A 15109-nucleotide genomic window follows, 5' to 3' on the forward strand; every position below is an offset into this window, starting at 1 on the left:
GAAATCGGAAAGTAGAAGAGGGGCTTAAATTTAGTGCCGTCGGGGAGAAACTAATTCCATAACCTGGCTGAGAATATTCTTGCTGATGCTGAACACACGTTCTTGTTGGTTCATGGCCAGGAAGCGGAGTACAAGTCTCAGTTCGGCTAATAATTTTGGTGGGTCACTAACCAGTGTATCTTCTTTCACAACTTCTTCCCAGTCAATGCTATTCTGAAATTTAACGCCTGCACGTGCCATCGTTTTCATATATACATTAGCCATCAATCCGTATCCAATGGTTGTGGGGTGGAGTCCGTCGAGGCTGAAGATGCCGCCTTTATACAATTTACCGTTATCATTCAGTCGGAGAAAATCAGTTGATAGTTTTACATCTCCGTCTTCATCAACGAGGTGAGAGGTACTGTCTTGATTTTTTAATGCTTCTGCTAACCCGGCAGGGAAGTCGCGAATCAATTCTCCACCTAACCTTCTACGGGCCATACCTGCCACATTTTTTGCTACAGGAACGACATGCCACCCATATTCATCAGCTACTTTTTTGATGATAGCATTATACTCATCCATGGTTAGATCAAGCTGAATGGCTTCGTCTTTGGTTAAGTGTGGGTGTTTGTCGGGGTGAAAGTCTTCGTCCCAAATCCAGAATCGAGTATAATAATCAAAGTATCCCAATCGCTTGCTGGATAAATCAGAATTGACGCCCCGAATCACAGGAGGTATGGTTACATAGGGAAGCGTGGGAACAAAAACCCGTTGGGCACCAATTTCCTGTACTTTTTCCGCCATTTTCCGATACTGCTGCTCAAAATGTTCAGGCCGGTAAATAGTGTGCTTTCTTTTGCCGGGAAAAACTTCAAGGTCTTTATCTTCGGTCCAGATTAATTTCAGATCTGTAACAGTGGCAATCATATTATTATGGCCGAGACAGACAATCAGGTTTTCGATTCCACCGTCATCAGAAAGTGCCTTCGCATTATCAAACTGAGTGCGATGTTGGTATTTATCATCTAAAGGGGGATTTAAAACCAGGCGTGCTGTTGTAAACTTGGCATGTTCAGGCAGCATATTGAAAACTGTAAATCTTTCCGGGTTGTTTAGAATATGTTCTCTACTGTTTTCTTCATTTACTACCCATGAATCACTGATGTTAAAGCCCCAAATGGATTGATTGTGATATGGAAATTCCCGTTCAACCGAAAGGTCTTTAAAACCACCTTCCCAGTATTTCTTAATTCTTTTAAGCGTACTTATCATGTGCTTTGCAGCTGGCAGGAATTCATTCCAATCAATTTCATCCCCAAATTCTTCTGATAAACCGCGCACTAAAACTTCGATGTTGAGTGGGATTCCGGCTTGGGCTGTGAATGAAGGTTGATCAAAGTCAGGCTGAGGGTCAAAACATTTTCGGACAAAAGAAGGAAAGTTGATATCGGTTCGATAGATACCCCCATTATTAAAACCTTGGGAAAGGCTGTCTCCAATTACTACCAGTTTATGTTTTGATTCTTTTTTATTCCAGAACATGATTGATTGTTAAAAAGTCCAAAGCATAAAAAGATAACTAAGTGTAGGATGATTCAAAATGCGATTATGTTGAATTATGAGATGCAGCGCAGATGTATTTCAGTTAATGATATACAGTTCCCAAAATTCTCCCTATTTTGTGTTTTCGTGATTTAGTGGCAATTAAAACAATTCGAGAAATGGCAGAAAAAAATAGACTACAGCAATTCAGAGAAGAACGGGAAATTCAAAACGAAAAAGTGATGGATCTTGATCATTTGGGCATTAAGCGCTTTTTCAATATGGATACCAATACTTACCGTGATGGCGCCCTTCCTACGCAAACTAAAGAGTTACTGGGATTGGTAGCCTCCACTGTTTTACGCTGCAACGATTGCATTGACTACCACCTGGAGCAATGCGCAAAATCCGGTTCTACCAAAGCGGAAATTGTGGATGCATTAAATGTAGCATTAATAGTGGGAGGAAGTATCGTGATTCCCCATTTACGCCATGCCACGGAAACACTGGAGTTTTTGGAGGAAGAGGGGAGTTTGAAAAGCGAAAGTTAAAAGTTTTCCTTGATAATATCTTGAATTTGCTGTTTCAAGACAGGTAGATCAGTTTGTGCTACTTCCCAAACAATCCTTTCATCAACCCCAAAATATTCGTGAATTAGAATGTTTCGAATTCCTACAATTTCTCTCCATGATATATCAGGATATGAACTTTTGATATTTTCGCTTATATGGTTTGCAGCTTCTCCATTGAGTGGGCAGAAAAACCGTCAAAAGTTTCTTCAGTTATATAAGTTTCTATTTCTTCAATTGAATCTAAGATATGTTTGAGACGTGCCTCATCTCCAATTCTATCTTTCATAGATCAGCTCTTTTTCTCTATCTACATCCTCTTTAATATATTTTGAAATAGATTGTGGAGTCAGCAGATCTACATTTTTCTCAAGTAAATCCTGCATTTCAAGTTGCATTTGCACAAACTTTAATCCAATGGGTACAGAATGGTCGAGCTTAACTAAAATATCTATATCACTATCCAAACGGACATCTTCACGTAGCTGTGACCCAAATAGATAAGCCTTAAGAACCGGCTTATGTTTGAAATACTCGCTGATTTTATTTTTTAACGTCATGTCCATATCCGTCACCTGTGGTAAGTTAAGAAAATCGAAACAACTACGATAGCTTTTTAAAGTCCAATGGTTCTTCATGAAGAAATTCAAATCCTAATTCCACAACCTTATCAGAGGAAACGACTTTGCCGTCTCCACCTCCATTTAAAAATTTTGGTTTTTTCATTTCAAGCCGCTCAGTTATAGTGGTATAAATCTCTTTTTTTGCAGGGTGAATTGGGGCAGAGATATTGAATATTTCATTGTGGATATCCTTTTCAATCACCATTTCAGTAGCTTTTATCACATCTTCTCTATGAACTAAATTCACAGGAGCATCACCATTAGAAATATCCTTACGACCCGCCATATATTTTGCAGGATGGCGATCTGCACCATATAAACCGGCAAGCCTTAAAATTACGGCATCTGAAACATATTTTCGCAATTCGCCTTCGGCAGCTACTATGGCATTGTCACTATCGGGGTCAGAAGTGGCATCTGTTTCTTTTACTTCCCCTTTTGCATTACCATAGACCGATGTGGAACTATACATGATGACCTGCGTGTTTCTTTGAGCCAGAACTTGGGCAAGTTGTCCCATCAACTTTGGATATTCAGAGCGGTCGTCACCTCGTCCCGGAGAAATAGATATTAATACGGAGTCGGTTTCAGGAAGTCTTATTTTTGACAGGGAGGGAGCCGGAAGTTCCAGTTTTACCGGTTTGATGTCGAGCTCACTCAGTTCTGAAAAATTAGAGGATGAGCGAGTGGTTCCATACACGATAGTACCTTTTTTAGCAAGTTGTTGACCTAATTTTTTACCGACCCAACCGCAGCCAATTATCAATAAGGAACCATTTTTCTCTGAATTCATTGTATATTCACATTAAAGAAAGTTATTGCGTAACTGTACACCAAACATATATTAAAATCAGGCATGGAACAATCTAAAACAGGTATTTTATTGGTAAACCTTGGATCACCGGATAGCTACGAGCCGGCAGACCTTAAAGTATATCTGAGAGAATTTTTATCTGACAAGCGTGTCATTGACTTCCCTACACCAATTCGAAAGGCTCTTGTAGAGGGAATCATTTTACCCATCCGCCCCAAAGAATCGGCTGAGGCTTATGAACTTATTTGGTGGGATGAAGGCTCTCCATTGATCGTGATTACACAGAGAGTAATTGATAAATTGCAAAAGAGGCTAGGCGATCACGTGCCTATAGCTATGGGAATGCGTTATGGCAATCCTTCTATAGAAGCCGGTTTTGATGAATTGATGGAAAAGAATCCGGATTTGGAGAAAGTATTTATGGTTCCGCTTTATCCACAATATGCGATGGCTACTACTGAAACAGTGATCGAAAAAGCCAAAGAAGTGTGGCTAAATAAATATCCTCATTTGGAAATGATAACTAAGGAAGCATTCTATGATGATCCTCAGTATGTAAAGGCACTTTCAGAAAGTATCCGTCCTTATATAGAGGAGCACGACATTGACCATCTGATGTTTTCTTACCATGGGGTGCCTGAACGTCATATCAAGAAAAGAGATATAACAGGCGATCATTGCCTTAAGTGTGAAGATTGCTGCAATGTAAATTCTCCGGCACACACGTTCTGTTACAGGCATCAGGATGTTAAAACTACCCAAAATGTAGCTGAGTACCTCGATCTTGACAATAAAGATTTCAATTACAGCTTTGCGTTTCAGTCTAAATTAGGGATAGACCCATGGCTGACACCGGCTACTGATAATGAGCTGGTCCGTTTAGCTGAAGAGGAAGGAGTTAAAAAAGTAGCAGTTTGCTGTCCTGCTTTTATTTCCGATTGTATTGAGACCTTAGAAGAAATTGGTATTCGTGGGAAAGAAGATTTTGTGGAAGCCGGTGGCGACGACCTTATTCTGATCCCCTGTGTAAACGATAACGATCTCTGGATAGATGCACTTGAAACATGGTGCGTAGATATTTTACAACCTGAGGAAACTGCTGTTTAAGATCAACTAATAAAACTCAGTGTTGCTCCGTGAATTCTGTGGTTAAATTGTAGGAAATAAAAGCTATGAAAGAAGTATTGGTTCTCGGCGGCGGAATTTCAGGATTAGCTACAGCTTGGAATCTCCATAAAGCCGGAATTCCATTTAAGCTCATCGAAAAGCAGGTTTCAATGGGTGGGGTGATTTCTTCAAAGATTATAGATGATACTATCATAGATTTTGGCCCCAATTCCCTTCGGGATCGCGATGGATCCATTCGTAAATTAGCTAAAGAAGTTGGGTTGAAGGATGAGATCATTGACATTTCAGAAGCTTTTAAAACGCGATTTATTATACGGAACCGGGAGCTTCAGGCTTTAAAACCTTCTCTGTCAACATTATTAACCACTGATGTTATTTCCGGTAAAGGAAAGTTACGAGCATTGGCTGAACCTTTTATTCCTAAAGGGATTGCCGAAGATGAAAGCGTGGGGTCTTTCCTGGAGCGAAGGATTGGCAAAGAGGCAGTAGAGTATTTAGTGGATCCGGTTTTTTCAGGTATTTATGCCGGGGATATTTATAAGATCAGCAAAAAAGAGATTCTTCCTACGCTGGCAGAGAAGGAACAGAAATTCGGTTCTATCGTGATGGGAGTTCTCCGCTCCAAAAAAGAAAAGTCGGATATCAAGCCGATGGTGTTGACTTTCAAAAAAGGGATTCAGCAGTTGACAGAGGCAATAGTCGGGAAGATTTCCGATCGTGTTTTAAACGAAGAGGTGATTTCCATTCGAGCTTTGGAACAGGGTTTTGAAGTTGAAACTTCAAATGGAATAATTCAGGCTGAGAGGGTGATATCTTGCTTGCCGGCGCATAGTTTGTCAGTGGTTCTTGATGGTTTTGATACTGCACTTTCGAATACACTGGAAAGTATCGATTATGTGCCTATGCTTTCCACTCAAGTAATCTTTAACAAAAAAGATGTTGAGTTGCCTCAGTCGGGCTTTGGCTTTTTAATTCCCAGAAACGAAAACATTCGCTTATTAGGAGCCATTTGGAAATCCAGTATCTTTCCAGAGTTATCCTCTGATGATAAACTGCACTTTACACTTATGACAGGGGGTGCTCACGACCGGGATATTATCAATGAAAATATTCAACAGGTAGAAGAAGAAGTATTAGCTGAGTTTTCGGAATTAATGAATATCACTCCAAAGCCGGCGTGGATGGAATCAAAACTATGGCATCAGGCTATTCCTCAATTTCATGTAGGATATCAATCAGTTCGGAAAGTTCTTAAACGGATGCAAGCCGAAAATCCGGGATTTTATATAGGCGGAAATTATCGTTGGGGGGTGTCGGTGCCGGATTGTGTGGGAGGGGCAGAAGTTTTGGTTCATTCCATCAAAAAAGAAATTGCATATTTTTGAAAGATCGACGGTAAGAGGGCAGGTTGTTTCTAAGAATATTCAAAATAGACCTGCTAATTATTTCAAAATGCTGTTTTTGATTTTAATTTTGCATTCCCATTTCCAAAACCGATATTCGGGCACACTTTCATTAACCACGCTGAATGACTAAGAAACCTTCAAAAGGCAATGGCTTATTTGCCTGGGCCATGTACGACTGGGCCAACTCCGCCTACTTCGTGATGATCCAAACGTTTGTATTTGCGGCCTATTTTGCCCAATCTATTGCTGAGAATGAAACGACCGGAACCGCATTATGGGGAAATATGATTGGTTTGGCAGGATTTGTGATAGCTATTTCTGCTCCATTTTTAGGTTCTGTTGCAGATGAAGGAGGCCGTCGAAAACCATGGATCGCCTTTTTTACGGCCATGTGTGTTTTTGGCTGCGGCATGTTGTGGTTTACCGAACCGAGTGCTGATTTTGTTTGGTTTGCACTCATCATGGCATTCATTGCTACATTGGGAGCTGAGCTTTCCTTCATTTTCTATAATGCCATGTTGCCTGATCTTACCACGAGCCTTACAATTGGGAAATGGTCTGGATGGGGATGGGCCATGGGATATGCCGGCGGATTAGCCTGCCTTATAGTCGGGTATTTTGGATTTGTGGAAAACGGTGCAAACTGGTTTGGATTGGACGACAATCCGGAAGCTCTACAAAACGTACGAATTACTTTTCTGTTTACCGGAATTTGGTATGCTGTTTTCAGTCTGCCCATGTTTTTTAAGACCCCGGATGTTCCATCGAAGAATAAAAAGATTACTCAGGCTATCTCAGATGGAATGGTTCAACTCAAGAATGGGATAACTTTACTTAAAGGTGAACCCAATATCTGGAAGTTTTTGTTAGCCCGAATATTTTACAATGATGGCCTTGCTACTATCTTTGCAATGGGTGGGGTATATGCTGCCGGTACCTTTGGTTTTGACACCGGACAGATTTTTATGTTCGGAATCGCGCTCAATATCACTGCAGGTCTTGGTGCATTTGGTTTTGCATGGCTCGACGATAAGAGCGGGAGCAAGAAGACCATTGTAGGGGCATTGATAGGGCTTATAGTACCTGTTACAGCGGTACTTTTTGTAGAGTCTGAAACCTGGTTTTGGATATGGGGATTATTGCTTGGGATTTTCGTTGGCCCGGTGCAGGCATCAAGCCGGACTTTTATGGGAAGATTAGCGCCGCAAGATAAACGAAATCAAATGTATGGCCTGTTTGCTTTATCGGGTAAATTAACCACTTTTGCAGGCCCTATTATGGTTGGATGGATTACATTTTTAATGGGGAATCAAAGGTGGGGAATGAGTGCAATTTTACTGCTTCTGATTGTGGGATTATTATTAATGTTTGGCGTAGATGAAATTAAAGGGACAAGTGAGGAAAAAGTACCTCTCAGTTTGTCTTAAAGAAAACAATGCATTTAGCTACTTATTTATTAAATTAACGCAGAATTTATTACTGTAATTACAGCAGTATGTTATAAAAGCGGGTGTTTTAACTTAATTTTCCAAAATGCCCTTAATCGAAACTTAATTACAAGGAGTACAACATATGAGTAGAATGGACGATATCAACAATATTGTAGAAGAATTACAAGTTGACATGCAGAAGTTTTATGAGAAAGGTAATAAAGCTGCCGGAACCAGGGCTCGTAAGCATTTAATGAACCTGAAGAAGCTTTCTCATGAGATTCGGCAAGAAATTCAGGCTAAGAAAAATGCCATGTAATTTTTTCTACCAATTTAGAAAAAGAAAAAAGCCACCATTGTGTGGCTTTTTTTATTGTCTAAGGTTTTTAAAGTAGGCCGGAGTTTATACCTTACCCCGTAATTCAATGCATATTATATGAATCAAGAACCTCTACAAAGAATACATAAAAACGCAATAAAGGCTTGGAGAACACTTTCTTTGCTGCTTGGGCTTTTATGGTTTATACCCTCTGCATTTTATTTGGTGATGGAAATTTCAGTAAGTACTAAAGAAGCTCCCTGGTATTCCGAAATTGACTGGATTTTATTGCTCAGTATGTTTCTAATAGCGCTTATCCTTTACGTGGCTTTTCCACTAATTTTTCCAAAAATCAGGTGGCAGCGTTGGAAATATGAAGTCTCAGATGAAGGTATTGATATGCTGAGAGGTATTATCATTAAGAAAAGAACGATGGTTCCAATTAACCGGGTACAACATGTAGATACTCGTCAAGGCCCCATTTACAGGAAATACGACTTAGCTTCCGTAACTATTTCTACCGCAGCCACAACACACGAAATTCCGGCTTTAGACAATGAAACAGCCGACGAACTTCGAAACACTATTTCAACCCTGGTACGAAAAATACAAAGTGATGTCTGATTTTAGGAAACAGCATCCTGTGGCCGGTATAAGCCAGGTTATTGATACGATTAAGCAGAATTTCATAACATTGATTATTCTGCTTTTTATCGGCTCAACAAATTCAGAGGGCTACTTTCTTTATTTTTTACTTGCAGGTTTGGGGATTTCTCTTGTTGGCGGGATTTTTGGATGGTGGTTTTTTAGATACCGGGTTTTTGAGGATGAGCTTCAGATTGAAAAGGGCATATTTGTTAAGAAGAAAATCTATATGTCTAAAGATAGAATTCAGATGATTGATATAACTGAAGGCCTTCTTCAGCGATTATTTGGATTGGTAAAATTAGAAGTTAAGACGGCAGGCGGAGGAACCGAATCAGCAACTATAAGTGCCATAACAAGAGAGGAAGCAGAAGAATTACGTGTAGAACTACGTAAAACAAGAAATGGGGCAGTTGAAGGTGAAGAAATAGCAAAAGGAGAGGAGGAAGCCCAAGAAAAAGTATTGGGAGAATGGAAACTGCCGTCCAAAGATTTAGTTTATGCAGCCTTTACTTCCGGAAATTTCGGTTTGATCGCATCAATTCTGGGTGCGATATCAGGTCAGCTTGGGGAACTAATCAACGAAGAGACTATCGAGTACATTTATGAATTGATGCCGGGATTCAACAATGTGACTATCTATATATTTCTGATTTTAGGTATAATCATAATTTCATGGTTTCTGTCTTTCTTGGGAGTCATATTTAACTATACCGATTTCCACCTTAAGAAAACCGAAGATGAGCTTATCATTTCCCGCGGTTTAATTGAGAAGAAACAAATTACTGTTCCGTTTGATCGTATTCAGGCTGTTCGGTTTGAGGAAGGTGTGCTAAGGCAACCATTCGGCTTTGGTATGATCTATGTAGAAAGTGCCGGATTTGATCAAACACAACAGGGGCGTTCTATTGTATTGGCTCCATTTATTTCTGCTTCTAAGTTCAAGCCATTCCTAAATGAATTTTTAGCCGAGTATTCTGAACCTGAGTACACTGTAAGGCCACCCAAAAAAGCATTTTACAGGTATCTCCGGCGCCCAAATTATTTCCTGATTTTTCTAATTCCGATCGTTTGGTACTTATTGACATATGGCTGGATGTCTTTACTGTTAATTCCATTACTAAGTGCTTTAGGCTGGCTCAGATACAAAGATGCGGCTATAGGTATGGATCAGGAAGTTTTGAGAATGAGATACAGAACTATTTCACGAACCACTGCAATTGCTAAAAGAAATCGCATTCAGAATGCGGAGTTAACCGAAAATCCATTTCAACGCAGAAAAGGACTAAAAAACGTTTCATTCACAGTAGCATCAGGGGCGGGCGGGATGCAGTTTGAAGTAAAAGATTTGGATCAAACTGATGGGATGAAAATATATAGTTGGCTGAGTGAAAGTGATTCTGGTAAACCAGAAGTAATGAATTATAAGAATAAATAGATTAATGAAAACAATATATTATCTTTGATCCAACTAATTACATTTGAAATAGGTATATAATTTCTTTTTCTTAAAAAAAGCGTTTTTCGCTTTTAATTTATAATAAGAGAAAGAGGTACTATGAAAAAATCAATAACAATAGGGTTAATTTTTGTAGGGCTTATATTTTCCGGGTGCTACAACGCAAAAGTAACAACTAATCAAGAACCCTCAGCAAAAACGGTGCAAAATAGCTTTGCTCACGGGTTTATATTTGGGTTAGTGGGTCCGACTGTAGATGTTTCTGAGGATTGCACTAATGGTGTTGCGAAAGTAGAAACAAAATTAAGCTTTGTTAATATGTTAGTTAGCAACATTACAGCTGGATTATATACACCAATGTCAGTAACTGTAACCTGTGCTGCAGGTAATATGACTGATCTCAATGAGTCTAAGAATAAAACAATGACAGTTGAGAAAGAGGCCTCAGAGGAAGATGTTCAGAAAACCTATCAAGAGGCAGCCAATGAAGCCATAGAAAAAGGTGAGGCAGTTTACATTAAATTTAAGTAGCCTGTAGCCTTTATAAACAACTTAAATGAAAAAGCCACACTTTCTTACAGTGTGGCTTTTTTAGTCAAGATTAAATCTAATCGTGAAAGTAGTCCATTTGTCCGTTTGCTCTATCTCAAGTGAACCTTCAATTCGTTTGACCAATACTTCAATTAACGTCATTCCTAAAGAGGTGCTTTCAGCAGGATCGAAATCATCGTCCATTTTATTGCCATCACTTTGAACCAATAGTTCAAGATTCTGCTCCTTTTCTCTTACTATAACTTTTAGTGTTCCCGATTCTTGATCCAAAAATGCATGCTTAAAGGCATTATTGATCAGCTCATTCAGAATCAAACCAATAGGAATAGCATCATTAATATTGATTTTTACCGGGGCCAGATCCATGAAGACCTGAATATCTTTTTTATCAGATTTATAAGCAGATTTAATTTCTTCAGTCAGCTCTGAAATATAGTTATCTAGGGGAATATCAGATAATGTAGTAGATTCGTAAAGTTTTTCATGAACTTTTGCAATCGATTTAATGCGGTTTTGACTGGAGCTAAGGATATTTTGTACCTCTTCACTATTACCGGTTTTTTGAAGCTCCAGTAAGCTTGATACGATGGCAAGGTTATTTTTTACCCGGTGATGAATTTCTTTTAAGAGTATTTCTTTTTCTTCAAGAGACTCTTTGATCTTTTGCCCTTGTTTTTTTCGGGTTGAGATATCACGGACTGCACCAACTATTGCGTCGGGGTCACCATTTTCATTCTTTACAAGTGTTCGCACATTACTCACCCATTTCCAGTTTCCTTCCGCATCCTTCAGTCTAAATTCTACTGAAGGTAGAAAATCGCCATCCTCCAAGTGATCGTAATTTTCAACAACTTTTCCCATACGTTCAACATCATCGGGATGCATATGGTCTAAAATAAATTCGACACCACCTTCCGCAAGTTCCTCTTGATCATATCCAAGCATGCTTTTGATCGCAGGACTCACAAAGACATACTTTCGGCTTTTTAAATCCATTTTATAAAGTACATCCTTAGAGTTATCCAAGACATTTTTAAATCGCTCTTCGCTTTCTTTTAGGGCATTCATCCATTGGTTGGTGCTGCGATAGAAGCGTAAAGTAATCCATAACCCAATCGAAATAATAAGCAACCCGAGAAGAATAGTACTCCACTTAAAGATGGCATTTACCGTTCTGGCCATATCGCCCATTGCATTAGAGAATTGGAGCTCAAGATCGGTCAATTCATGGTCCAAATCTTCAATTCGGGATAGCCATTCTTCTTTTTCGGCAGGGGTAAGTTCGTTATCCTCTACATCATTCTTTATAGAATCGGCTAATGATACTAACTCCTGAATTTTTTTATCTGCAACAGTCCAAACATCAATGGCGTGTTTAATGTGTGGAGTATCTTGGAACCTTCTAAATACATTGATCATATCCGGGATATCATCCGGGTGATTAAGCCCTATCAAAAAACCATCGGTTACTGTTTGGTAATCGTATTCTTGTTTTAGCAGTTCTTCTCGAGCAATTTTATCACCCCTATTGATGCGAAGAACCCGCAGAAAGTTATCATGATCAGTTGAATCTTCTGTTATTAAATAACTGGTTAAGTGAAAAACTGCTTCTTTTTGAGCTTTTGCCCAATAGCATTCTCCTGCAACATAAGCCCTGATGCCTGAAGAGGTATTAATGGAGACCGTAACGGCAAATATGAGCAATAAGGCACATATGAAACCAAACAGGAAGACTCCATAAAACTTTCTGTCAATATTAATTTGTCCCTTGCTGGGTACTTTCAACATATTTTACCCCCCAACAACAATTATCCAACATATTTATAGTAATTAATTTTCACCCAAAACTACAATGGGGAGAAAGTATGGGCTATAACCGGAATAGTTATCGCATCAATTTCTTGTATTTGATGCGATGAGGTTGGTCATCGGTAATCCCCAGTCTTTCTTTTTTATTTTCTTCATATTCTTCAAAATTTCCCTCAAACCAGTATACCTGACTATTTCCTTCAAATGCAAGTATATGTGTGGCAATACGATCGAGAAACCAACGGTCGTGAGAAATAACAACAGCACAGCCGGCAAAGTTTAGCAGGGCTTCTTCCAGGGCCCGAAGTGTGTTCACATCCAAGTCGTTGGTTGGCTCATCTAAAAGTAAAACATTAGCACCTTCTTTCAGCATTTTTGCTAAGTGGACTCTATTGCGTTCACCCCCTGAAATTTCAGATACTTTCTTTTGTTGATCGCTTCCGCTGAAATTAAAACGGGCTACATAGGCCCTGGAGTTTACCTCACGGTTACCCAACTTGATAAGATCATGCCCATCTGATATCTCTTCCCAAATGGTTTTATTAGGATCAAGTGGTCTCTTTTGGTTTACATACCCTAATTCTACCGTATCACCGGTAACTAACTGTCCCTTGTCCGGCTCTTCTTCTCCGGTAATCATTTTAAAAAGGGTTGTTTTACCGGCGCCATTAGGGCCAATCACACCAACAATACCTCCCGGGGGTAAACTAAAATTCATGTCTTCTATGAGAAGTCGGTCCTCAAATCCTTTTCTTACATCTTTAGCCACAATTACTTTATCACCCAAGCGGGGTCCGGCAGGAATAAATATTTCCATATCATCGCGACGTTTTTCATGCTCTTCGGAAAGCATTTCCTCGTATTTGTTGATACGTGCTTTGCTTTTCGCCCTTCGCCCTTTAGGGTTTTGTTGAATCCACTCAAGCTCTTGCTTTAAAGTCTTTTGTCGTTTTGATTCTTCTTTCTCTTCTTGCTGAAGTCTTTTCGATTTTTGTTCCAGCCAAGAACTGTAGTTTCCTTCAAACGGGATTCCTTCCCCGCGGTCCAGCTCCAAAATCCATCCGGCTACATTATCAAGGAAATAACGATCGTGAGTAACAGCGATTACTGTTCCCTCATAGCGGGCAAGGTGCTGTTCGAGCCATAAAACAGATTCGGCATCCAGGTGATTGGTTGGCTCATCCAGAAGTAAAACGTCGGGTTTTTTTAGCAGTAATCGGCATAAGGCAACACGACGGGCTTCACCACCGGAGAGCACTTCCACAGAAGTATCGCCGGGAGGGCAGCGAAGGGCATCCATAGCCTGCTCCAGTTTGCTATCTATATCCCAGGCATCTTGCCGATCAATTTTTTCCTGGAGCTTAGATTGTTTTTCGATGAGCGCCTCAAAATCGGCATCAGGGTCGCTGAACTGTGCATTGATATCCTCATACTCCTTCAACAGGTCAATGGTTTCCTGTACGCCCTCTTCCACAATATCTTTTACGGTTTTGGAAGGATCTAATTTTGGTTCCTGGCGCAAATACCCAAAGGTAATACCCTTTTGGATGCTGATATCACCCTGGTAGTTTTGTTCCTCACCGGCTATGATCCTCAGAAGAGTTGATTTTCCTGCTCCGTTCAGCCCAAGAACTCCAATTTTTGCTCCGTAATAAAAGGAGAGATAGATATCCTTGAGAACCGTCTTGTTGGGTTTATACGTTTTTGAAACCCCAACCATCGAAAAAATAATTTTATTGTCGCTCACAGCCCTGAAATTTTTAGAATGAAAAAGAACGTAAAGGTAAGAAAAGACTTCGAATTTCTTAGATCATAACTATTTTTTTTATTTATTGAAGCGGTTTTAAGACAGATTAAATTTGTTGTGGAACTATCTAAGTGTTAAGTACGTGTAGTTAAAAACACTGAAAAATGGGTTGGGATTATTCTTCGGGAGCGCTCTGAAAATGATTATAAGTCATTACAAGAGGTGGTGCATGGAGTAGCAGGGTGGCAAGATTTATGGTGTAAACATTGAAGTAAGCTCCATGTATCACAGATAATGTAGAATCAATCAAGAACCAAGTTAGTAATCCGTACACAATAGCATTCCAGCTCCACGGTTGTTTGCTTCGAAAAGCATATTTCACGATAAAAAACTGAAGAATAAAATAACCACTGATAGTACCTCCCAAAGGTCCATAAATAAATTGTTTAAAATATTCGGCGTTTTCAGGTATTCTACCTTGAAAAAAAGTTTCTGCAATTCTTGAGTTGTGAAATTCAAACAGGGTACTATGTCCCAAAAAAGCAATAAATATTCCGCCGAGTACTGAAATAAGACTTACTGTGAGTAACCAGCGGTACCAAAATTTAAAATATTTTTCACCCATAGCTACGTAATTTGTGTATTAGAGAATCAATTCTAAATTGCCTTAATAAAAGTAAAATTAACCCAAGGCTACATCTAATACCATCATCACAACAAATCCACCCATTACTCCGAGTGTTGCAAGATCGGTATTTCCATGCAGCTGACTCTCAGGAATAAGTTCCTCTACCACCACATAGATCATAGCACCGGCAGCAAAAGCGAGGGCATAAGGAAGTGTAGGTTGAATAAAAATAACTGCTGCAGCACCAATTACAGCAGAAATGGGTTCTACAACTCCCGATAGCTGCCCATAGTTAAAACTCTTCCAGCGGCTCAACCCATCTCTTCTTAATGGCATAGAAATAGCTACACCTTCCGGGAAGTTTTGGATTCCAATACCTATTGCTAATACAATAGCGGCTGTTACCGTAGCTCCGCCTGCAACATCAAGCCCAATACTGGCCGCCCCAAATAG

Annotated in this window: 17 protein-coding genes; 8 read left to right on the top strand and 9 right to left on the bottom strand. The window is 39.6% G+C overall.

Annotated elements, in window-relative coordinates; all coding sequences use genetic code 11:
- Positions 1-30: 30 nt before the first annotated feature.
- Positions 31-1527 (bottom strand): hypothetical protein, encoded by a 1497-nt coding sequence (locus tag RI561_RS11480; RefSeq protein ID WP_395080385.1) that lies wholly within the window; start codon positions 1525-1527, stop codon positions 31-33.
- Positions 1528-1706: 179 nt separating this feature from the next.
- Between RI561_RS11480 and RI561_RS11485 the strand changes: the two genes are divergently transcribed.
- Positions 1707-2078, top strand: coding sequence for a carboxymuconolactone decarboxylase family protein (locus RI561_RS11485; protein WP_395080386.1), 372 nt, complete (start codon positions 1707-1709; stop codon positions 2076-2078).
- On the opposite strand, the gene RI561_RS11490 is transcribed toward RI561_RS11485, so the two are convergent.
- From RI561_RS11490 to RI561_RS11505, 4 genes are read right to left on the bottom strand one after another with little or no spacing between them, the layout of a single operon-like run.
- Positions 2075-2254: a DUF86 domain-containing protein gene (locus RI561_RS11490; protein WP_395080401.1), complete on the bottom strand. Its 180-nt coding sequence runs from the start codon at positions 2252-2254 to the stop codon at positions 2075-2077. The genes RI561_RS11485 and RI561_RS11490 overlap by 4 nt on opposite strands.
- Positions 2251-2385, bottom strand: coding sequence for a hypothetical protein (locus RI561_RS11495; protein WP_395080387.1), 135 nt, complete (start codon positions 2383-2385; stop codon positions 2251-2253). Before RI561_RS11495 ends, RI561_RS11490 begins: the two co-directional genes overlap by 4 nt.
- Positions 2375-2662, bottom strand: coding sequence for a nucleotidyltransferase family protein (locus RI561_RS11500; protein ID WP_395080388.1), 288 nt, complete (start codon positions 2660-2662; stop codon positions 2375-2377). The genes RI561_RS11495 and RI561_RS11500 overlap by 11 nt, the downstream gene beginning before the upstream one ends.
- A 37-nt stretch (positions 2663-2699) precedes the next feature.
- Positions 2700-3512, bottom strand: a complete 813-nt coding sequence (locus tag RI561_RS11505; RefSeq protein WP_395080389.1) for an NAD-dependent epimerase/dehydratase family protein — start codon at positions 3510-3512, stop codon at positions 2700-2702.
- A gap of 63 nt (positions 3513-3575) precedes the next feature.
- Here RI561_RS11505 and hemH point away from each other — a divergent pair, with 63 nt between their 5' ends.
- The 7 genes from hemH (at position 3576) to RI561_RS11540 (ending at position 10451) form a co-directional block, all read left to right on the top strand.
- A complete protein-coding gene (hemH, locus tag RI561_RS11510; protein WP_395080390.1) occupies positions 3576-4640 on the top strand; it encodes a ferrochelatase in 1065 nt (354 codons plus the stop codon).
- Positions 4641-4705: 65 nt separating this feature from the next.
- Complete coding sequence (gene hemG, locus RI561_RS11515) at positions 4706-6046, top strand: protoporphyrinogen oxidase (RefSeq protein WP_395080391.1); 1341 nt, start codon at positions 4706-4708, stop codon at positions 6044-6046.
- 143 nt (positions 6047-6189) lie between these two features.
- Positions 6190-7494, top strand: a complete 1305-nt coding sequence (locus tag RI561_RS11520; RefSeq protein WP_395080392.1) for an MFS transporter — start codon at positions 6190-6192, stop codon at positions 7492-7494.
- Positions 7495-7639: 145 nt separating this feature from the next.
- Positions 7640-7816 (top strand): histone H1, encoded by a 177-nt coding sequence (locus RI561_RS11525; protein ID WP_395080393.1) that lies wholly within the window; start codon positions 7640-7642, stop codon positions 7814-7816.
- Between the two features lie 117 nt (positions 7817-7933).
- Positions 7934-8440 carry a PH domain-containing protein gene (locus RI561_RS11530; protein ID WP_395080394.1) on the top strand — a complete coding sequence of 169 codons (507 nt, stop codon included), beginning with the start codon at positions 7934-7936 and terminating at the stop codon, positions 8438-8440.
- Positions 8433-9899, top strand: coding sequence for a PH domain-containing protein (locus RI561_RS11535; protein WP_395080395.1), 1467 nt, complete (start codon positions 8433-8435; stop codon positions 9897-9899). The genes RI561_RS11530 and RI561_RS11535 overlap by 8 nt, the downstream gene beginning before the upstream one ends.
- Positions 9900-10019: 120 nt before the next feature.
- Positions 10020-10451 (top strand): Bor/Iss family lipoprotein, encoded by a 432-nt coding sequence (locus RI561_RS11540; RefSeq protein WP_395080396.1) that lies wholly within the window; start codon positions 10020-10022, stop codon positions 10449-10451.
- A 60-nt stretch (positions 10452-10511) separates the two neighbouring features.
- On the opposite strand, the gene RI561_RS11545 is transcribed toward RI561_RS11540, so the two are convergent.
- The 4 genes from RI561_RS11545 to RI561_RS11560 form a co-directional block, all read right to left on the bottom strand.
- Positions 10512-12260 carry a sensor histidine kinase gene (locus tag RI561_RS11545; RefSeq protein ID WP_395080397.1) on the bottom strand — a complete coding sequence of 583 codons (1749 nt, stop codon included), beginning with the start codon at positions 12258-12260 and terminating at the stop codon, positions 10512-10514.
- Between the two features lie 97 nt (positions 12261-12357).
- Positions 12358-14028, bottom strand: coding sequence for an energy-dependent translational throttle protein EttA (gene ettA, locus RI561_RS11550; RefSeq protein ID WP_395080398.1), 1671 nt, complete (start codon positions 14026-14028; stop codon positions 12358-12360).
- 175 nt (positions 14029-14203) lie between these two features.
- Positions 14204-14653 (bottom strand): hypothetical protein, encoded by a 450-nt coding sequence (locus tag RI561_RS11555; protein ID WP_395080399.1) that lies wholly within the window; start codon positions 14651-14653, stop codon positions 14204-14206.
- Positions 14654-14710: 57 nt separating this feature from the next.
- On the bottom strand, positions 14711-15109 hold a 399-nt coding region (locus RI561_RS11560), incomplete at its 5' end, for a ZIP family metal transporter (RefSeq protein ID WP_395080400.1).

This window comes from Gracilimonas sp. (assembly GCF_031581265.1).
GTDB lineage: Bacteria > Bacteroidota > Rhodothermia > Balneolales > Balneolaceae > Gracilimonas.